Source organism: Bacteroides cellulolyticus (assembly GCF_025567135.1).
GTDB lineage: Bacteria > Bacteroidota > Bacteroidia > Bacteroidales > Bacteroidaceae > Phocaeicola > Phocaeicola cellulolyticus.
Genome location: NZ_JAOQJJ010000003.1, coordinates 263,208 through 283,532 on the forward strand (window position 1 = coordinate 263,208; position 20,325 = coordinate 283,532).

15 protein-coding genes and 1 pseudogene are annotated in these 20,325 nt (G+C 42.6%); 3 read left to right on the forward strand and 13 right to left on the reverse strand.

Annotated elements, in window-relative coordinates; genetic code table 11:
- Nucleotides 1-32 precede the first annotated feature (32 nt).
- The 9 genes from secDF to dapB form a co-directional block, all read right to left on the reverse strand.
- Nucleotides 33-3,005, reverse strand: coding sequence for a protein translocase subunit SecDF (secDF, locus tag OCV82_RS05670; RefSeq protein WP_154043550.1), 2,973 nt, complete (start codon nucleotides 3,003-3,005; stop codon nucleotides 33-35).
- A 177-nt stretch (nucleotides 3,006-3,182) separates the two neighbouring features.
- A complete protein-coding gene (locus tag OCV82_RS05675; RefSeq protein WP_154043551.1) occupies nucleotides 3,183-5,276 on the reverse strand; it encodes a M3 family metallopeptidase in 2,094 nt (697 codons plus the stop codon).
- A gap of 17 nt (nucleotides 5,277-5,293) precedes the next feature.
- On the reverse strand, nucleotides 5,294-6,331 hold the full coding sequence (locus OCV82_RS05680) for an endonuclease/exonuclease/phosphatase family protein (protein ID WP_262543078.1): 1,038 nt from the start codon (nucleotides 6,329-6,331) through the stop codon (nucleotides 5,294-5,296).
- A 32-nt stretch (nucleotides 6,332-6,363) separates the two neighbouring features.
- Nucleotides 6,364-7,251: a rhomboid family intramembrane serine protease gene (locus OCV82_RS05685; RefSeq protein WP_154043553.1), complete on the reverse strand. Its 888-nt coding sequence runs from the start codon at nucleotides 7,249-7,251 to the stop codon at nucleotides 6,364-6,366.
- Entirely contained in the window at nucleotides 7,232-7,909 is a 678-nt protein-coding gene (locus OCV82_RS05690) for a rhomboid family intramembrane serine protease (protein WP_154043554.1), read from the reverse strand. The genes OCV82_RS05685 and OCV82_RS05690 overlap by 20 nt, the downstream gene beginning before the upstream one ends.
- 142 nt (nucleotides 7,910-8,051) lie before the next feature.
- The gene (locus OCV82_RS05695) at nucleotides 8,052-8,690 is read right to left on the reverse strand and encodes a WbqC family protein (protein WP_154043555.1); all 639 of its coding nucleotides are present in this window, start codon (nucleotides 8,688-8,690) and stop codon (nucleotides 8,052-8,054) included.
- Between the two features lie 9 nt (nucleotides 8,691-8,699).
- Nucleotides 8,700-9,608, reverse strand: coding sequence for a signal peptidase I (lepB, locus tag OCV82_RS05700; protein ID WP_204392419.1), 909 nt, complete (start codon nucleotides 9,606-9,608; stop codon nucleotides 8,700-8,702).
- 116 nt (nucleotides 9,609-9,724) lie between these two features.
- Nucleotides 9,725-11,149: a signal peptidase I gene (lepB, locus tag OCV82_RS05705; protein WP_154043556.1), complete on the reverse strand. Its 1,425-nt coding sequence runs from the start codon at nucleotides 11,147-11,149 to the stop codon at nucleotides 9,725-9,727.
- Nucleotides 11,150-11,262: 113 nt separating this feature from the next.
- Nucleotides 11,263-12,018, reverse strand: a complete 756-nt coding sequence (gene dapB, locus OCV82_RS05710) for a 4-hydroxy-tetrahydrodipicolinate reductase (RefSeq protein ID WP_154043557.1) — start codon at nucleotides 12,016-12,018, stop codon at nucleotides 11,263-11,265.
- 197 nt (nucleotides 12,019-12,215) lie between these two features.
- Here dapB and OCV82_RS05715 point away from each other — a divergent pair, with 197 nt between their 5' ends.
- Nucleotides 12,216-13,478, forward strand: coding sequence for a DUF2851 family protein (locus OCV82_RS05715; RefSeq protein WP_154043558.1), 1,263 nt, complete (start codon nucleotides 12,216-12,218; stop codon nucleotides 13,476-13,478).
- 68 nt (nucleotides 13,479-13,546) lie between these two features.
- Here OCV82_RS05715 and OCV82_RS05720 read toward each other — a convergent pair whose 3' ends face one another.
- A complete protein-coding gene (locus OCV82_RS05720; protein WP_154043559.1) occupies nucleotides 13,547-14,488 on the reverse strand; it encodes a tRNA-dihydrouridine synthase family protein in 942 nt (313 codons plus the stop codon).
- A gap of 176 nt (nucleotides 14,489-14,664) precedes the next feature.
- Here OCV82_RS05720 and OCV82_RS05725 point away from each other — a divergent pair, with 176 nt between their 5' ends.
- Together OCV82_RS05725 and dprA are read left to right on the forward strand one after the other, a co-directional pair.
- Nucleotides 14,665-15,069 (forward strand): acyl-CoA thioesterase, encoded by a 405-nt coding sequence (locus tag OCV82_RS05725; RefSeq protein ID WP_154043560.1) that lies wholly within the window; start codon nucleotides 14,665-14,667, stop codon nucleotides 15,067-15,069.
- Between the two features lie 7 nt (nucleotides 15,070-15,076).
- Nucleotides 15,077-16,192, forward strand: a complete 1,116-nt coding sequence (dprA, locus tag OCV82_RS05730; RefSeq protein WP_154043561.1) for a DNA-processing protein DprA — start codon at nucleotides 15,077-15,079, stop codon at nucleotides 16,190-16,192.
- A gap of 125 nt (nucleotides 16,193-16,317) precedes the next feature.
- Here the strand turns inward: dprA and OCV82_RS15235 are convergent.
- The 3 genes and pseudogenes from OCV82_RS15235 to OCV82_RS05745 all read right to left on the reverse strand — a co-directional run.
- Nucleotides 16,318-16,415 (reverse strand): annotated as a pseudogene (locus tag OCV82_RS15235) (Rpn family recombination-promoting nuclease/putative transposase); the annotation flags it as partial.
- 127 nt (nucleotides 16,416-16,542) lie between these two features.
- A complete protein-coding gene (locus OCV82_RS05740; RefSeq protein ID WP_154043562.1) occupies nucleotides 16,543-17,064 on the reverse strand; it encodes a hypothetical protein in 522 nt (173 codons plus the stop codon).
- Nucleotides 17,065-17,222: 158 nt separating this feature from the next.
- On the reverse strand, nucleotides 17,223-20,234 hold the full coding sequence (locus OCV82_RS05745; RefSeq protein ID WP_262543081.1) for a fimbrial protein: 3,012 nt from the start codon (nucleotides 20,232-20,234) through the stop codon (nucleotides 17,223-17,225).
- Nucleotides 20,235-20,325: the final 91 nt, after the last annotated feature.

The window sequence follows — 20,325 nt, forward strand, 5'->3', positions numbered from 1 at the left end:
GTCGGGATTTTTACTTTTATATCAATCTATGATTAGTCTTTCTTTTCACCTTCAGGCATCTTGTTACCCATAGTAAGATAAGCAACAGGAGAAGCCACAAACAATGAAGAAAGTGTACCGATTACAACACCGAGGATCATTGCAAACGCGAAGCTGCGGATGCTGTCACCACCAAGAATCAGGATACTCAACAATACGATAAGTGTACTGAGTGAAGTATTGATTGTACGGGTAAGTGTTGTATTCAGAGAATCATTGAACAACTGCATACGGTTGCGCTGTGGATACAATCCGAAGAACTCACGCACACGGTCGAAGATAACCACCTTATCGTTGATAGAGTAACCGATAGCTGTCAGGATTGCTCCGATGAATGTCTGGTCAATTTCAAGTGAGAATGGCAGGATTCCATGGAACAATGAGTAAGCACCGATAATGAGCAATGTATCTATTGTCAATGCCACAGTAGCACCGATACTGAATGCGATATTGTTGAATCGGATAAGGATGTAAAGACCGATTGCTATAAGAGCCAATACTACTGACCAGATAGCTGAAGTCTTGATATCGTCAGCCACACTAGGACCTACCTTCTGAGAACTGATGATAGAACCACCTGTACGATTATCGCGGTCGATGAATATTTCAAGAGTTGTACCTTCGCCAAGCAAATTGCCTTCTTTCAAAGATTCGTAAAGGAATGCTTCGATTTCAGCATCGATAGTTGGAGAATCTTCTTCAATACGGTAGTTGGTAGTTACACGGATAGTCTTACCGTCTGTACCAAGAGCGATAGCCTGTACGTTTGCATCACCAACCTTAGACTGGAGCAAGCTGCGTACTGTTTCAGGCTGAACCACCTGTTCAAACTGAACTACGAAGTTACGTCCACCAGTGAAGTCAATACTCTGTGCAAGACCGCGAACAAAGAATGAAACTACACAAACAGCTATTACAATACCCCAGATAGTAAATGATCTCTTGGTGATACCCATAAAGTTATAGTGTACATTCTGCATCAGGTTCTTAGAGATACCTGTTGTGAATGTAAGGTTCAACCACTTATCCTTATTCATATAGTGTTCGTAAACAATACGAGTCAGGAACACAGCAGTGAAGAATGAGCAGAGGATACCGATAATCAATGTAGTGGCAAAACCACGGATAGGACCTGTACCGAAGTTGAACAGGATGATACCAGTGATGATTGAAGTCAAGTTAGAGTCGAAGATAGCCGAGAACGCATTTGAGTAACCTTCAGACAATGCCTGACGAGTACCCTTACCAGCGCGAAGCTCTTCTTTAGTACGTTCATAGATAAGCACGTTAGCATCCACAGCCATACCGAGTGACAATACCATACCGGCGATACCAGACATAGTAAGCGCAGCGTGGAATGAAGTAAGGATACCAAGTGTGAAGAAGAAGTTTACGAACAATGCAAGGTTGGCAATCATACCTGGAATGAAACCGTACATTGCACACATGTAAACCATAAGAACAATCAAGGCAACGATGAATGACATGATACCCTGGTTGATAGATTCCTGTCCAAGAGACGGACCTACGATATCTTCCTGTACGATACGTGCAGGAGCAGGCATCTTACCTGACTTCAATACGTTAGCCAAGTCTTTTGTTACTTCAGGAGTGAAGTTACCTGTAATCTGTGAGTTACCGCCAGTAATTTCACCGTTTACGCGTGGAGCACTGTAAACATATCCGTCAAGTACGATAGCGATTTCACGACCTACGTTCTGCTTAGTAAGAACCGCCCAACGGCGAGAACCTTCAGTGTTCATAGACATGCTTACACATGGCTTGTTGAACTGGTCGAACTCATCGCGTGCATTTACGATAACGTCACCTTCAAGTGGAGCACGTCCGTTACGCTGAGTAGATTTGATGGCATAAAGTTCGAAGATACGGCCTGTCTTGTCCATATCCGAAGCTTTTACACCCCACATAAGTTTCAGGTCGCGAGGAAGGATATTCTTCACTTCCTTCATATTCAAGACCTTATTAATCTGTATTGTGTCGTTATAGTCTGCATAACCTACGATACAACCTACACCGCTCTGGTTCAACTGAAGAACAGACAACAAAGGATGTTCCTTCTTCAACTGTTCCATATCAACTTTTGCATCAGCAGTCTCACCTTTCAATGCAGCTGTAAGACTGTCTTTTGCAGATACAGCAGCTGTTGCTTCTTCCTTAACCTCTACTGAGTCTGCAGATTCTGAAACAGAAAGGATATCGCGTGCACGGCTATCGGCAGAAGCCAATACAGGAACGATGTCCTTAGCTTCGTATGTTTCCCAGAACTCAAGATTAGCAGAACCCTGAAGAAGTTTTCTCACACGTTCAGGTTCCTTGATACCAGGAAGTTCGACCATGATACGTCCCATCTTTCCTTCAAGAGTCTGGATGTTTGGCTGAACTACACCGAAACGGTCGATACGTGTACGCAACACGTTATATGAATTTTCTACTGCAGCCTTAACCTCTTCGCGAAGAACAGCTTCTACTTCAGCGTCAGTACTGCGAGTGTTTACTTTATCTTTCAATTGCTGAGTTGCGAAGATTTCAGCAAGCTTGCCTTCAGGAGCTTGTTTCTTGTACTCTCTTACGAACAATGTGATAAAGTCCTCCTGGCTTGTAATCTGCTGTTTTGCAGCTTCTGCCACAGCAGCATTGAAAGCTTCGTCCGGCTTGTTATCAGCAAGTGTTTTTACTACGTCAGGAACAGACACTTCAAGAATGACGTTCATACCACCCTTCAGGTCAAGACCCAAACCAATCTCCATCTCACGGCAGTCTTTCAGCGAATAAACTCCCATCCATACCTTTTCATTCTGCATAGAATCAAGGTAATGTGCCACACCCTTCGGGTCCTGTTCCGCAAGTTTCATGTGATGACGAGTCACGAACGAGAACGAAAGATAAAAGGCACATGCAAGGGTCAATAATACCGCAAAGACTTTTACAAATCCTTTGTTTTGCATGTTAGTTTAATTTATTTTATTTTACTTTTTGATTAGATACGTTTTTTCAAGGTTGCAAATATAGCTTTTTTTTCTGTTTATAGCTGAAAGAACGGTGATATTTTGATAAATATGAACAAAAAAGGTCACAAAATTGTTATTTTGCGACCTTTTTCATCATTTATTATTGAAACAATATTACTTTAACCCTCTGTTTTTCAGCATAGGTTCAATGCTTGGTTCCTGTCCGCGGAATGTAACATAAAGTTTCATAGGATCGTCCGATCCGCCCTTTTCAAGGATATTCTTGCGGAATGCAGTAGCAGTAGCCTGGTCGAACAGACCTTTTTCCTCGAATGCACTGAAAGCATCAGCATCAAGTCTTTCTGCCCACAGATAAGCATAATATCCAGCAGCATAACCGCCGATGATATGGTTGAAGTAAGTTGCACGATAACGTGGAGCAATCTGAGGTATCAGTCCAAGCTTGTCCATTACCTGCTTTTCGTATGCCATCACGTCAAGTCCTTCTGTTGAAGTAAGAAGATGAAGTTCCATATCAAGTATAGCTGCTGCAAGAAGTTCGGTAGTCATAAATCCGCTGTTGAACAATGCCTGATTTTCAATCTTGGCGATAAGCTCGTCAGAGATAGCCTCCCTTGTCTGATAGTGCTTTGCATAAACCTTCATTACCTCAGGTGCAACAGTCCAGTGCTCCATAATCTGAGATGGAAGTTCCACGAAATCGCGTGCTACAGATGTTCCTGAGACTCCATAGTACTTACACTGTGAAAGCATTCCGTGAAGAGCGTGTCCGAATTCATGGAACATTGTACGTGCCTCATCTATAGACAACAGCGAAGGAACATCACCTACAGGTTTTGTAAAGCTTCCCACATTATAGATTATAGGACGTACACCTTCTTTCTGTTCGCGGAAATTGCTCATCCATGCACCGCTTCTCTTGCTTGCACGTGGCATGAAGTCTGAATAGAATACTCCCAGGTATGAACCGTCGGCATCGTTCACGATGAAAGTTTCTACATCCTTGTTATATACAGAGATAGAATCAACCTTTGTAAGAGTTATTCCGTACAGTTTGTTCACTACATAGAACAATCCGCTTCTTACGTCTTCAAGACTGAAATATGGCTTGATTTCGTCCTCATTCAGATTATATTTCTCCTGACGAAGCTTTTCTGCATAATACCACCAGTCCCATGCTTCAAGCTTCTCTCCTTTTCCTTCCTTATCCATAATCTTTTGCAGTTCGGCAGCCTCAACCTTGGCATTCTTGATAGAATATTTCCAAAGTTCATTCAGGAAGCTCATCACGTTTTCAGGAGTCTTTGCCATATTGTCCTGGAGTACATACTGTGCATAGTTGTCGAATCCCATCAGTTTAGCCTTTTCCAGACGGAGTGTAAGTATTTGCTTCAATACCTCCTTATTGTCGTTGGAATCACCGTTGTTACCCATGTTTGTATATGCCAGATACATTTTCTTTCTCAGTTCACGGTTCTGTGCATACTGCAGGAACGGAGTTCTGCTTGAAGCCTGAAGAGTGAAAAGCCACTTTCCTTCCATTCCGTTAGCCTTAGCCTCTGTAGCCGCACCTGCTATTACAGATTCTGGAAGACCTGCAAGGTCAGCTTCATTATCTATAACCAACTTAAAAGCATTGTTTTCTGCCAATACGTGATTGCCGAACTCTATTGACAGAGTTGACAACTTGCTGTTTATCTCACGCAGTTTCTCCTGGCTTTCCGCATCAAGAGATGCACCCGACGATACAAATCTCTTATAGTATTTGTCAAGCAGATAGTGCTGCTCGGTAGTAAGCTGAATTTCACCGTTGGCTTCCTGATCATGAACAGCAGCCACACGCTGATAAAGATCCATGTTCAGATAGATATTGTCATTATGAGTTGACAATACAGGAGCCATTTTCTCTTCAAGAGCCATTAGCCCTTCGTTTGTATCAGCCTCAGTGAGAGCATAAAACACTCCAGCCACTCTCGACAGGATTTCGCCACTGTTATCCAGTGCCACTATAGTATTTTCGAATGTAGGTTTAGCAGGATTTTCCACAATAGCCTTTATTTCCTCATTCTGCTGTTCAATTCCTTTCAGGAAAGCCGGTTCATAATGTTCCAACTTAATGTTATTGAAGTCCGGAGTTCCGTACGGAGTCTGGAACTCTGTCATAAACGGATTTACATTATCCGCCTGTTTCTGGCCACATGCACACACCATGCCGCCCAAAGCCAAAGCCATCATTACTTGTTTCATGTTTATTTAGTTTTAAGTTATTTCTTCAATTCCAAACGACATCTCAGCGGATAATGATCCGACGCATCTATCGAATCATCCACCCGACATTCCAGAACCTTATACGCATCACCCACCATTATATGGTCTATTCTGAAATACAGAAAACTGCTGTTGTATGTTATTCCCGGTCCGTTACCGGCTTCTATATAAGCATCCTGAAGTTTTTCGGATATTTTATCGTGCACGTACGATACTGGAGTATCGTTGAAATCACCACAAACAATCATATACGGAGAATACTCCTTTTCTATATATCCTGAAATGACATCAGCCTGTGGTCCGCGTATAGCCATGGCATCAGCCAGTTTCTTCAGCAGATATTTACTTCCACTCTTCACCTTTTTCTCATCAGGCGATTTGAGCATATCAGTGTAAACCTCCTTGTCGTGCGCACCAAGCTTGTTCGACTCAAGATGATTGACAATCACCGGTATATTATTATCCTTATACTTTACCGAAAACACAGCGCTTCCGTTAAAGTTACTCTTAATCTTCAGCTCCTCTATAAATCTGACAGGATATTTTGAGAAACACGCCACGGCATTACTGCTGTTAAATCTGCATGCCCTCATATAAGGATATACCTTCGTCAACGAATTCTTTAGTTCGGAATTATTGTAAGGATACTCCTGCAGGCAAACTATATCTGCCCCACTCTCCTTTATATAATCCACAATTGATTTATCCGACTTTCTGTCCTCGGCTTTAATATCCAGCATCTGCATAACGTTATATGTCAGCACTTCCAAAGTCTCTCCACCTGTACTTTCTGCCGAAGAATTAATCGGGCTGTATGACATCAGTGAATTCCATCCCAAAAGGAAAAAAGATACCGGAACTATCATTACTCGCCATTTCACGAAAGCCCAGAACACAATAAAACAAATGTTGAGAACAATAAAAATGGGGATGAAAAGCCCTGCACAAGCCAACACCGGATGCTGTACAGGCGAAAGCATAGGACTATAGGCACATATCAGAAAGCCAATACCTACTACAAGATTAGCAACCAAGAAAACAAACTTAAATGTATTCCTAATGAATTTCATCTTCTGCTTGCATCAAAAAGTTTCTTCTTTTCATCTTCCGAAAGGCTTCCGTAACCAGACTTTCTCAACTTTTCCAGAATACGGTTTATCTCGTCTTCATCAGCTTTCTTGCGTGCGTTATAATCATACTGTTTCTGACGGTTGCCATAATGTACCTTCATCTTAGGTTTTCGCTTCGGCATCTTGAAGCCTCTTGAGAAGAAATCCAAAACGACGTTTATCCACTTTGTAGGATCAGTACCCTTCGCCAGTCCCATTGCAAACCAGAAACCTGCTGCAGCACCACCAAGATGTGCTATATGTCCGCCTGCATTGCTTGATGTCATAAACAACAAATCGAAAAGCACCATAAACAATGCCACATATTTCAGTCTTACAGTCCCGATAAACATGAACTGCACAGGAAATTCCGGTTCTCTCACTGCAGTAGCCACCACTATGGCAAGAACAGAAGCCGAGGCACCGACAAGAGTTGCTATTTCAACGCTTCCTTCAAAATAGGGAAAGACATTATATGAAATCATATAAAGCAACCCGCCGCACAGTCCGCCAAGAACATAAAGTCCGCGAAGATGCTTTGACGAATAAAAATTCAGGAACAGACGCCCGAACCAATAAAGCCACAGCATATTGAACAGCAAATGCAATATACCTGCATGCATGAACATATACGTGAACAGTGACCAAGGCTGATACATTAAAGCCACAAACGAAGCCGGCAAGCTAAGATACGACGCAATAGGATTATAAGGAACATTGAAAAGCATAAGGAAAATCCTTACCAGTTCCACAAATACGAAGACGACACAGTTAATCAGTATCAGTCGTCCAACGATATCACGTCCGAAGAAATTATATTTCAAATCAGTAGTAAATCTGTCCATTGCCATTTTTCTTCCTCCAGTATAAAATAAGAATCAAACCGAACAACATACCTCCAAGATGCGCGAAGTGTGCCACATTATCATTTGCAGACATTCCCATAAACAACTCTATAGCAGCATAGAATATCACAAAAAACTTCGCTTTTATAGGGAAAGGCAGTGGGAAAACAAACATCTGGCTGTTTGGGAACAACATTCCGAATGCAAGCAAAATACCATATATGGCTCCGGAAGCACCCACCGTGCGCATCATATTAAGATATTCTTCCATAGGAATTATGCCAAAGGCAGTCTGAACATTATCATAATTAGAAAGAATAGTCTCATATTCAATAAATTGTACAAGTTCCTGAATAAGTCCTGCACCTATTCCGCAAACCATATAATAGATTAGAAATCTCTTTGGCCCCCAAACCTGCTCCAGCACACGTCCGAACATCCAAAGAGCAAACATATTGAAAAAAATATGGGTGAAACCACCATGCATGAACATATATGTCACCAGCTGCCCCATATTAAAATCTGATGCCATAAAGAAGTGCAGACTTAAAACCTTGTCAGCATCTATACCATATCTTTCTGCTACTATTGCACCGAAAAAGCACAATACATTAATAATAAGAAGATTTTTCGTTATCGGTGGAATGTTGTTATTCATACTCTAAACAATTAATTTACAAATACACAGACTATTTATCATCTGTCTGAAAACTAATTACAAAAGTAACATTATATTCCTTTATAATGAAAAGTGTTATAGTTTTTTACATATTTGGGCAGAAACTTTACCGCATGAAATCTCATTCGACTCCATCTCTCAACACCAGCAGACTCTCCGGCCCCATATTGAAGAGCAAATCCACAACGCTTAAATCCGGCTGGAAACCGTGACGGGAATCAAATACCTGATAGTACGGTACCGGACGACAGAATGAAACCGCATCGCCTGCAGATTTCTTTGGATGTATAGCCTCACGCAAGTCAAGGATACCCTCTCCGGCATCCATATAATCACCGGTTGGAACAAGTTCCGGCTGGATGTCTATCTGTTCGCAAAGCCACTGTGTGAGCTCCATATTGAAATCGTAAAGAAACTCATATTTCCTGTCGAAGAAAGCATTGAACTCATCGGCATAATAATCAAAGAAAGGGCTTTGCTTGTATGCCGCCACAAACGCATTGCGGTGCACATGACGCCAGTTGCCATGTTCCGACACCCTTATATCCTTCATGGCGCACTTGCCTTCGGACGATTTCTCCACGGGTATGGTCAGCGCCAAAGGGCCGTCGGCCGAAGCTATAACACATCTGTTGCGGTATGTCTGCTTCATGTAGTGGTCGTATCTCTCTATATAAGCTTTCCTGCATGAATACAATGCCGCGAAATATGAAACCGGCGCCAGATATGCCGACCCGAGGATAATATCTTTACTTTCCATCTTCTGTGTCTATTGAATTTTTTTCATGAACCGTCCCTTCTTCGAAGGATACCATATTCTTAATGCCTTGCCTATGATATGACTCTCCGGCACGAAGCCGAACAGGCGCGAATCGTTAATGTTTACAGGATCGTTGGACACCATCCAATAATAATCCTGCGAGAATGTATATTCTTTCACCGGCTTTCCGTTCACAAATACCGTGTCGCCCTTCATGGATGCATTGCGCTTCTCATGCAGAGTTATCATATTACCTATCAAGGCAGCATTCCACGGATATATCTTTACTGGAATTCCTTTCTGAGGAACCACGAAAGGATATGCCTTACGGCTGTTCTCCGGATAAAGTGGCACAAGCTTCACCTTTCTATCAAGCCTTTGTGTGATGAGATAATGTTCATAATAGCTGAAACTCCTGATATAATTACCTTCCGGAGTATATCCTGCAAGCTGGTTGTCCGTTATTCCAAGAGAATGAAGAACACTGTCCATAACCTCTTCACTGTCTGCAGGATAGGAATAAAGCGCCTTTGTATCAGGACTGAAAACATCCGTTCCCTCAGCAATAAGCTGATTGTTCAGCATCAGCGTATCCCCCGGAGTTCCTATGCATCTGCTGATATAGAGTTCTCTCCTGTCTATTGACAATGACGTATCTGCAGGCATCGGATTATTGAATACCACTATATCACCCTGTCTGACTTCCGAAGGAAGCAGCCTTTTATAGCCGAACACCGACTGCAGAGGCACACGCCATCCGTAACTCCATTTGCCCACCAGGACTCCCTCTCCTCGGTAAAGTGTGTTCTCCATGCCTGAAGAAGGTATAAAACATGATGTGACAAACAGGGTTCTGACAATAATCACCGCCAGTACGGCTATGACTATGACTCTGATATATGTCAGCCAGGGTTTCATTATTAATTAGTTAACAAGATGACAAGTTAACAAGTTGACAAGGTTTAGCTTCGCTGACCTATGGTCGTCATTCGGGGGTAAAGCCTTGTCAACTTGTAACTGAAACCTTGTTCCTATTATTTTATATTATCCACAAATTTAAACAATCTGTTCCAGCGTACTTTTCCGTCGAACCATCCTCTGTCCTTGTCGAGCGACAGCCAGATGAAGATAGGCTTACCCACGATATGATCCTCAGGAACAAATCCCCAGAAACGTGAGTCGGCTGAATTATGACGGTTGTCACCCATCATCCAGTAATAGTCCATACGGAAGGTATATTTGTTTGTTTCCTCGCCGTTGATATAGATTTTGCCGTCCTTCACTTCCAGCTTGTTGCCTTCGTACACATGTATAGGGCGCTCGTATATAGGAAGATTGTCTATTGTCAGTTCTATTGTCTCACCCTTCTTAGGAATCCATACAGGTCCGTAATTATCGGTTGTCCATCCAGTGAGCTTATTTACAGGATACAAGCCTCCCGCATCATCACCCGGAACATCTGTTATTGATTTCACAAGATCCTTGCGTGCAAGCAAAGCAGCCTTGGCTTTCTCTGTAAGCGGAATGTTATAAACCGATTCTTGCGGATAGTAAGCCGTAAGGTCTTCCTGACTTAGACCAAGCTCCTTACACAGTTCATCAGGAAGCTGACGTGTGGTTTGCACGAAATATCTGTACTGCACGTTGTCCGGTTCCTTGTTTGCCTTGCCGTCAAGATAAACTATCTTGTTCTTTATTTCAAGAGTCTGTCCCGGAAGTCCTACGCAGCGTTTCACATAGTTCTCGCGTCTGTCAACAGGACGGCTCACCACTTCGCCGAACATAGACTTGTTTTCATCAATATATCTGCGTCCCACAGCATAATAATAGTCATACACATCACGCTGCTGCAGCGGAGTGAGCGTTGACATATCGATAGGTTTGGAAAGTTCCTTACCAGCCTGATAGCTTATGCGGTAGATATCCTCTGCCGGCATGGCTGTAGCCACAGTATCACCTGCAGGGAAGTTGAACACCACGATATCGTTAAGCTGCACATGTCCGAGAGCTTCCACACGCTTATAGTCCCATTTAGGCCATTCCAGATACGACTTGCAGTTGAACACCGGAAGAGTGTGCTGAGTAAGCGGCATGTGAAGCGGAGTCTGCGGAATTCTAGCTCCATAGCTCATCTTGCTTACAAACAGATAGTCACCCACAAGCAACGACTTCTCCAGCGAAGACGAAGGAATGACGTAGTTCTGGAAGAAATACAGATTGACGAAATATACTGCAACCAAAGCGAATACGATGGCATCCACCCAGCTCATCACGGTTACGACAAGCGGATTGGTAGATTTCTTCCACCATGTCCAAGGTATTTTCTTGGTTATATAAACATCGAAGATAAACGGTATGGCAACTATACCAAGCCAGCTCTTCAGCCAGATGATGAATGCCAGATAAAGAACCATTGCTATGGCGAACTTTATCCATTGTTTGCGTGATGCCTGTATCATTTTGAGTTTTTGAGTTTATGAGTTAGTTACTAGTTGACAAGTTGACGAGTTGACAAGGTCTCTAGTATATGGTTTCCAGAACCTTGTTGACTTGTAACTAAAGCCTTGTCAACTTAAAAGTTAAACAAATCATTCATACCCAAGAATCCTGTATGTTCAGCAGTATATTCAGCTGCAAGCACAGCACCAAGGGCAAATCCCTTACGGTTCTTTGCATCGTGAGTGATTATGATAGAATCAGCTTCAGATTCGTATGTTATTGTATGAATACCAGGCACCTCGTCGCGACGTATAGCGCTCACCGGCATTTCGTTTGGAGCACACTCAGTGGTACCTGTCACAGTTCCGTCCGGTGCGGTAAGTGTTCCCATCACCCATTTGTCCTTGCGGTCAAGGTTCTCCAGAATACCTTCAGCCAAAGTAATGGCAGTACCGCTTGGAGCGTCAAGCTTGTGAATGTGATGAGTTTCCACCATTGACACATCATATCCCGGGAAATTATTCATTATGCGAGCTAGATACTTGTTTACGGCTGAGAATATAGCCACGCCAAGACTGAAGTTTGACGACCAGAACAGAGTGGCACCTTCTTCGGCACACATGCGGCGCATCTCATCACCATGTTCGCCCATCCATCCCGTACTGCCTGAAACTACCTTTACACCATTCTTGAAAGCTGACAAGCAGTTGTTGTAAGCCACAGAAGGAGCAGTAAACTCTATTGCCACATCAGCCGAGCGGAACGCTTCCGACTCGAAATCCTGTGTATTGTTTATATCTATGATGCTAACAATCTCATGTCCGCGTGAAAGGGCAATCTTTTCTATCTCTTTGCCCATTTTTCCATATCCAATTAATGCTATCTTCATATTTGTAAGTTTGTAAGTTCTTAAGTTTTTTAGTTACTAGTTGACGAGTGACGAGTTGACAAGGTTCTCCGTCCGGACGGAAGCCTTGTAAACTTGTAACTGATGCCTTGTCAACTTAAGAATAAAATATTTTTCCGACAAAGATAATGCTTTTCATTATAAATCATTACATTTAGGCAATATTTACACTCGTTAGCATGGAACAACTTTTACATTACGTATGGAAACACAAACTTTTCCCGCTTAAGCCGTTACGTACTACAGACGGCATGGAAGTGGAAGTCATCGACCCGGGATTATGGAACACCAACGCCGGTCCCGACTTCTTCAATGCCAAAATAAAGATAGGCGGTGTGTTGTGGGTGGGAAACATCGAAATACACCTCAAAGCTTCCGACTGGAAACTACATCATCATGACACCAATTCCGATTACGACAATGTAATTCTCCACATAGCGTCCGACATCGACTATGAACCATGCCGACCGAACGGCGAGAAGATTCCACAGATGGAGCTGCACTACCCCACTTACCTTGTAGATAGCTACAACGAGCTGATACGCACGGCACACTATCCTGCCTGCTACAGGCTCATCCCGTCGCTGTCCAAACTACTGATGCACAGTTGGCTGAACACACTCCAGATAGAGCGTTTCGAAGAAAAGACGGAACGCATAATGAGACTGATGGGAAAATATAACAATAACTGGGAAGACGTGTTCTTCATCACTCTGGCGCGCAATTTCGGCTTCGGGACCAACAGCGAAGCATTCGAACTGTGGGCACAGACCATTCCGCTAAGGGCAGTAGATAAACACCGCGACAGTCTGTTCCAGATAGAGGCCATCTTCTTCGGACAGGCAGGACTGCTTGATGCCACATACGATGAATATACCGACAAATTACTGAAAGAATATACATACCTGAAACACAAGTTCGGTTTCACCACCTCGGACAACTGCCGCTGGAAACTGCTGCGCATGCGCCCCGGAAATTTTCCTCACGTAAGGATTGCACAGCTGGCAAAACTGTATCACACATCCCAGGGACTGCTGTCAAGGATTCTCGAAGCAGAAACAATAGAACAACTGAGGCCTATGCTTGAAACAGACACCTCGGAATACTGGATTACGCACTATACCTTTGGCGAAGTATCCACTCCCGTAAAGAAAAGCCTCAGCACATCATCAATTAACCTGCTTATTATAAACACTGTAATACCGTTTCTCTATGCCTACGGCAAGCACAGAGGAATAAACCGCCTTACAGCCCGCGCATCAGAGATGCTTGAAACTCTGAAACCGGAAAACAATTTCATCACACGAATGTGGAAAGAATGCGGAATGGAAGCCGCACATGCAGGCGACAGCCAGGCTCTGATACAGCTGAAAAAGAGTTACTGCGACCCGAAGAAATGCCTGTACTGCCGCATCGGGTTTGAGTATTTGAAAAAGAGTTGACAAGGCTTCAGTTGACAAGTTGACAAGGATCCCAACCGGATGGAGGGCCTAGTCAACTTGTTTACTTGTTACCTAACTCCCTCTACTTCGTTCAGATAGACCGACAGCTTGTTTGCCTTGTGAATGGCTTTCCTTTTCTTCTTGTCAAGTTCAGGAAGCCAATATTCCCACATCGACTTCATTTTAAGAAGAAGCTGTGCATCGCCGCCCTCGATAGTTTCCGAATATCTTTGATACATCAGAGAGTGCATACGGCGCACCTTGGCATACAGCTCGTCCTGTTTAAGTTCCGAACCTGATTTATATCCGGCAGCCAAAGCACCGTCGGCAAGCAGTCCACGACCTATCATCACTCCATACAAGTCAGGGAACTGTTCGACAATCCTGTTTATATCTGCCACACTGCACAAATCGCCATTATACACCAACGGTTTGCTACATTCATTATAGAACTCCGCAAAAGCCTCCATATCTACATCACCCTTATACTGCTGCTTTCCTATACGAGGATGAAGAGTAACCATCTTCACCTCGGATGCATTTATTGCAGGAAGTATCTCTTTCCATTCATCTGCAGAAGCCTGTCCAAGCCTCATCTTCACACTGAAGCTTATACCGTCAGCCGCATAAGCATTAATGCACTCCATAAGCGCAGCCACCTTTTCAGGATATTGCAATATGCCGCTACCCTTCCCCCTGTTCGCTATCAGCGGAAAAGGACAACCCATATTGAGGTCAATCTCTTTATATCCTAAAGAAACAATGAAATCTGCCAAAGCCTTCATCTCCTCCGGCTCGGAAGCCATAATCTGAGGAATCAGCCTTATGCCACGATTATTCTCAGGCAATACCTCGCGCCTGTCCTTATTGCGCAGTCCGCCTTTCTCATATCTGATGAAGGGAGTGAAATAAGCATCCACCCCGCCAAACACTTCATTATGCGCCACACGCCATGCAGCCTCCGTAAAGCCCTGCAACGGAGCCGCAAAAATCTTAAGTTCCTTATCCATAGATGCAAAAATATGAAGAATATTCCTTGCAACGATAGAAATAAGAGGATTTTTCCGTATGTTTGTGATAATAAAAGGCGACAAGGCTTCAGTTACAAGTTGACAAGGTTCTCCATCCGGATGGTAACCTCGTCAACTTGTCAACTAGTCAACTAGTAACTAATTTTAAAACTCAAATGAAATACATCTTCGAACTGCAAATGAAAGTGCGCGACTACGAATGCGACCTTCAGGGCATAGTGAACAATGCCAATTACCAGCACTACATCGAACACACCCGCCACGAGTTCCTCTCTTCACTGGGAGTAAGTTTCGCACGCCTTCACGACGAAGGCATAGATCCTGTAGTGGCAAGACTGAACATGGCTTTCAAGACACCGCTGAAGAGTGGCGACGAATTCATCTCCAAACTCTACATCAAAAAGGAAGGAATAAAATACGTGTTCTATCAGGACATCTTCCGTCTGCCCGACATGAAGCCTGTAATAAAAGCTACAGTGGAAACCGTATGCGTGATAAACGGCCGCTTGGGCGACAGCGAGGTATTCAACACTATCTTCTCACCATATTTCAGCGAATAACACCACCATGAACGAAGAACTGCTTTACACAATGGCACTCACCCGTCTGCCCGGACTCGGCATGATAGGCGCACACCGTCTGATGGAGGCGGCAGGCTCGGCCACAACAATATTCAGCAATGCCAAGAATCTTAAAGACATCGTGCCCGACGTATCACAGAAAGTGATTGACTCGATAATCAACTGCGATGTGCTGCGCCTGTGTGAAGCAGAGATACGTTTTGCCGAGAAGAACGGCATCAGATGTCTTACACTTAACGACGAGGACTATCCGTCGCGCCTACGTGAATGTGACGACGCGCCATTGCTGTTATTCTATAAAGGTACAGCCAACCTGAACAGCCTGCATATAATCAACCTGGTAGGCACACGCCATGCCACCGAATACGGCAGAGATATCTGCCAACGCTTCATCAGCGAACTGCATGAAATAATACCCGACGTGCTTATAGTAAGCGGCCTGGCATACGGCATCGACATAAACGCCCATAGAGCAGCACTCCAATACGGTATGAACACGGTGGGTGTACTGGCACACGGCCTCGACAGAATCTATCCGGCAGTCCACCGACGTACGGCAGCCGAAATGCTCAATCATGGCGGACTGCTGACCGAATACCCAAGCGGAACAAATCCCGACAGACAGAACTTCATAAAGCGCAACAGGATAGTTGCAGGAATGAGCGATGCCACCATAGTAGTGGAATCGGCAGCCAAAGGCGGCGCACTGATCACTGCCGACATAGCCGAAAGCTATAACCGCGACTGTTTCGCTTTCCCCGGTCGCATAGGCGACGAATTCTCAATAGGCTGCAATGCCCTTATCCGCAACAATAGGGCGACACTACTGCAAAGCGCAGAAGAACTGGTAAAAGCAATGAACTGGGATTATACCCCTGCGTCCAGTCCACGCGAAGGCATACAGCGCCAGCTGTTCCCCGACCTCACTCCGGAGGAAGAACTAGTAACTTCGCAATTGGAAAAGAATCCTGACGGACTGCAGATAAACACTATTGTCGTCAATACCAATATCCCTATAAACAGGATGACAGGCATACTGTTCGAAATGGAAATGAAAGGTGTAGTGCGTGCTTTGGCGGGTGGGGTTTATAAACTGGTATGATGGCTATTTCACAATCCATTCCTCTATTATTCTCATTTCAGAGAAAGAAATACACTCAATATATCCCCACTCGCAGTGCTGCTATTTCTTCCTCACTGAAACCGGAGCTTTTTACTATTACCCTAAATGGGAAGCAGTGCATTAAAAAGATTATCACAAGATCTGGATGTTCTTCGAATACCTTCTTGAATGTCAAATCGGCTTTAGGGTCTAGATATTTCATAATGAGATAATGCTGTTTTGACAAAATAGTGAAAATGGGGGAAATACAAAACGGGAGGTGGAATAAATCCTTTTCTCTAGACCGTCTGTTACTATGAAATAAATATTTAACTCACAAAAATCACTTATTATATTTGTATTCCCATTTGCCTACATAATTGATAACATAATTGCCTATCATCGCCATACTTCATAATCATCAGACTTCTATCAATACAATTATTAGGTGGGAGATTAATCCTACTTATTATACACATTTCTGTACCAATATACTCCTTTACTGAGAATCTATCTGCGTATGTCGGGTCCCAATAAACAGAAGCCAATGAATAAACAACATTCCTATGTCTATTTATAAAATCAATTAGATACATTGGATGAGGAACTTCTGTATTGATTTCCACTTGATAAATTTTATATCCTTCAAGATTATTCACAAAACCCAAACAATCTTCTTGTTGACCGAATGTATAAAAACATTTTTTTCTTGAAGGAGCACCATGTGGACGGCAAGCATCAATAACATCGTTAATACATCGCTGTTCCGGCTCAATCAATGACTGATGATAATAAGAGAGCCCTTCAAAACTTTCTATAGAATAGAGAGTGCCTTCTTCGTAATCTTTTGTTGTGACATGAAATGCAATCATATATTATAAATTCTCTACTCAATATTACTACATATAATTTTTAAAGCTCGCCATTAATTTAAAATTTATCAATGGCAAGCTTTAAACTATTTAATAAATTGGCTTCAGTTTCACAGTATAGAACATTATTTCTTCAAGACTAAGTAAAAAACTAAAATCTATCGTTCATCTTTTACTCCTCGGATATAACCTTTATCATCACCAGAACTAGGATCTATAACACCGATAGACCCACCTTCAGCGTTCATACGAAAACTTTCACGTATTATTTTTCCATTAACAATAAAATGACCTTGTCCTGCCCTTGAAAATCCTGTCTTGCACATATACATGGCTTTACTGGATCTTACATATATTGAAGCCGACCCAGTATATGTTTTCCATGCATCCTGAGGCAATATATTGAGCATAACCAGCAGTTCCCTTTGGTTTGGCATACGATAACCCTCTGTCAGTTTACCTTCACTATTCTTACATTGCTCCCAGGTGGATTCATTAACCCAAGACCAATTACCTGTCCAAAAATTTACATTAATACTAGGTGTAGGATAATCGCTGTTCACACCATTTACTATAAACTTATCATAAAGCAGATTGTTATAGTCCGTATCCTTATGATCCGGAAGTGCAGTAGAGCTGTAACCTCTGCGAGCTTTCGGACTGAGATTACTCGCATCAACAAGATAGGTTCCATCAGTCTGTTTTTCATATTTAATAAGTGCTTCAGGTTCCTGTGTAGAAACATCAATATTTATACCAAGATTCCTCAGACAGCGGTAAGAATAATACTCACCATTCAATCCATGACTTCTTCCCCAATCACTTCGTGAACCACACTCTTCAGACCAGTATATCCAGGGATTTTCCCCAGCTTGGCTGGAACTTGAAGTGTAATGCCAATAAAGACCACTTCCTCCAGGTCTGGCACTTTGAGATTCAGGGAAAAGACGAGAATCCACGTCAAGCGCATTCTCACCTATATATATCTCAGTCAACTGATTTATAGAAGCAAGATACCATCGTATTTCATTTTCATCAACTACATTGTCACCGTTCAGATCCCTATTTCGTGTCAGACATGCAAAGGCTGCTGTCTGATATCCGAGATTAAGTGATGCACCTCCTTCACTGACATTTATTACTTCAGTCCAAGACTTGCCTACAAGCATATCTATGGAATTCTGTCTTCCGTTGCTCAGACTAGTACCTTTGGACACATCACCAGGCAACAGTCTTATACCGCCTCCTCCATACGACTTGTCACCTACCGCCTCCATTTCATTTTCAAGCCCCCATGCCGTATTTAGACCGGACTTGTTCTTGTCATAAATTGTCCTTATTGATTTCTGACGGAAAGTATAATACGAATTCATGACACTGGAGTTTCCATCCGGACTGAATTGCGACCCCTCTGTATTGACCAAATGCATCTGCCTTTCAGGTGCTTCTGTAAACTCTTTCCACATAAGCAGATTTTCTTGTGCATCAGGATTTCTCGGATCCCTAGCATACACATACTCATCTATAAAGGCTGTAACGGAAACAGTCCCGTTGATTTCAAAAATATCAGAAGAAGGTTTTTCAGCCTCGGCCTTGAGATATTCCACGAGCTGCTTCACATCAAGCAGTCTTGCTTTCTCATTCTTTGGATGAGGACCATAACCTGAGGGTTGATTTAATCCACCTTTATAATTCTGATCTCCAGGATACTTTACATAATTGTCCGCACGTGTATCATAGTTTTTATTGACTGCAAACTTTATCCATCTATAGTCCATAAGATTCTCGGTAACTGTACTTTTATATACTCCAACACCATAAGGTGTGTCTATACCCCATGACATATTTGCAATATCATCCTTCTTTATATGAAGAAGGGCACGATCATAATGCGCATCAAGGTAATAGGTTGCATTTGAACTGTAAATGACATCCCCTTCATAACCTGGGCGAAGTTCATTGTCTTCGTTTACTTCCACTTCAATATCGTTTACGCCCTTTACTCTGACGTTGTAAGTATAATGTACGTTTCTCCTTGTATCATAGTCGTTTACTCCATTTACATACCCAAGATGGATAATATATTTTACAGAAGAACTTACAAGACTGCCATTTTCTGTCTCGTATGAAAGAGTACCTGTCATCTCCACATAAGTTGAATTGGCATTGGCATAAGTAAACTCACCCGATTCAAATTCCTGTCCCGGTCTGTTCGGATCATTAACGTCCGATCCTCGGTCTCGTTTTTCCCTTAACGAATAATCATTTGCCGCATTGCCTGTTTCAGGTATATTAGCCTTAGGAGTTTTTCTGTTTTCAGGCAGATAGAAAGTAAAGCTTCCTCCTGAATATAGAGCAGTAGCATCATCTCTGGTCACCGATTCAAACGGCAGTTCCATAGAATCGAAATATCCTACATTTTGCTCATTATAATCTCCGTTTTCCCTTTCCGCAACCAGCGACTGCATCGGAATACGGCATACTTTCCATTCCGAAGGCTTAAATGAGAACTCTGTCCAGTTTTTACCTGCAGGGACTTCCGATGTCACATTAAAAGTCACCTTAGCATCAACCCTGTCCAAAAGCAAAGTAACGTTTGTCAATACATGAATATCATCACTTAATGCAGGTATATCAATCTCGTTCGTTGATCTTTCATTACCGTTTTCTTTCTTCCATGCATAACCGCTCATAAGAAAAGATCCTGTTCTGTTTACAGTCTCTCCCTTAAGTTCTGCCAAAAGACTTTCAAGCTCTGTCAAAGAGGTTATATTATTCAAATCTGCATCAATATCATAATCAGTGGAAGTCTGACCAGTTGTAAGGTTGGCTATACCGAAAATCCTTGCACCTTCGGCAGATGTTGTATTCAATGTAATTTTTCCAGAAGTTCCTGTAGTCAAGTTATCATCATCATAAAACTTGTTCGTCATCAGTTCTCCGTTCTTATTGAAAATAAAGATTCTCAGATTATGTACATTCGATTCAGTGTCTTTATCTTGTGCTGTTCTGGTTATTACTTCATTATCTTGCGATAGGAACGAAAGAGAAATCCTTGCAGGCAAGCCTTCTTCAATTACACAAGTATTACCCAAATCCATCTCATCCTTACATGAACCAAGGGTCAAGAGAGGAAGCAGGAAAAATATGTATTTAGCAATTCTTTTCATATCAAAAATTTCCATTTAAAATCCAAACAAAGTTGGATAATTCATTAATAATTAACTTTAGTTTTATACCTTTGTATCAGGATGTTAAGAG

Coding starts and splice junctions, on each gene's coding strand:
- secDF (WP_154043550.1), bottom strand. CDS start 3,005: ATGCAAAACAAAGGATTTGTAAAAGTCTTTGCGGTATTATTGACCCTT.
- OCV82_RS05675 (WP_154043551.1), bottom strand. CDS start 5,276: ATGAAACAAGTAATGATGGCTTTGGCTTTGGGCGGCATGGTGTGTGCA.
- OCV82_RS05685 (WP_154043553.1), bottom strand. CDS start 7,251: ATGGACAGATTTACTACTGATTTGAAATATAATTTCTTCGGACGTGAT.
- OCV82_RS05690 (WP_154043554.1), bottom strand. CDS start 7,909: ATGAATAACAACATTCCACCGATAACGAAAAATCTTCTTATTATTAAT.
- OCV82_RS05695 (WP_154043555.1), bottom strand. CDS start 8,690: ATGGAAAGTAAAGATATTATCCTCGGGTCGGCATATCTGGCGCCGGTT.
- lepB (WP_204392419.1), bottom strand. CDS start 9,608: ATGAAACCCTGGCTGACATATATCAGAGTCATAGTCATAGCCGTACTG.
- lepB (WP_154043556.1), bottom strand. CDS start 11,149: ATGATACAGGCATCACGCAAACAATGGATAAAGTTCGCCATAGCAATG.
- dapB (WP_154043557.1), bottom strand. CDS start 12,018: ATGAAGATAGCATTAATTGGATATGGAAAAATGGGCAAAGAGATAGAA.
- OCV82_RS05715 (WP_154043558.1), top strand. CDS start 12,216: ATGGAACAACTTTTACATTACGTATGGAAACACAAACTTTTCCCGCTT.
- OCV82_RS05720 (WP_154043559.1), bottom strand. CDS start 14,488: ATGGATAAGGAACTTAAGATTTTTGCGGCTCCGTTGCAGGGCTTTACG.
- OCV82_RS05725 (WP_154043560.1), top strand. CDS start 14,665: ATGAAATACATCTTCGAACTGCAAATGAAAGTGCGCGACTACGAATGC.
- dprA (WP_154043561.1), top strand. CDS start 15,077: ATGAACGAAGAACTGCTTTACACAATGGCACTCACCCGTCTGCCCGGA.
- OCV82_RS05740 (WP_154043562.1), bottom strand. CDS start 17,064: ATGATTGCATTTCATGTCACAACAAAAGATTACGAAGAAGGCACTCTC.
- OCV82_RS05745 (WP_262543081.1), bottom strand. CDS start 20,234: ATGAAAAGAATTGCTAAATACATATTTTTCCTGCTTCCTCTCTTGACC.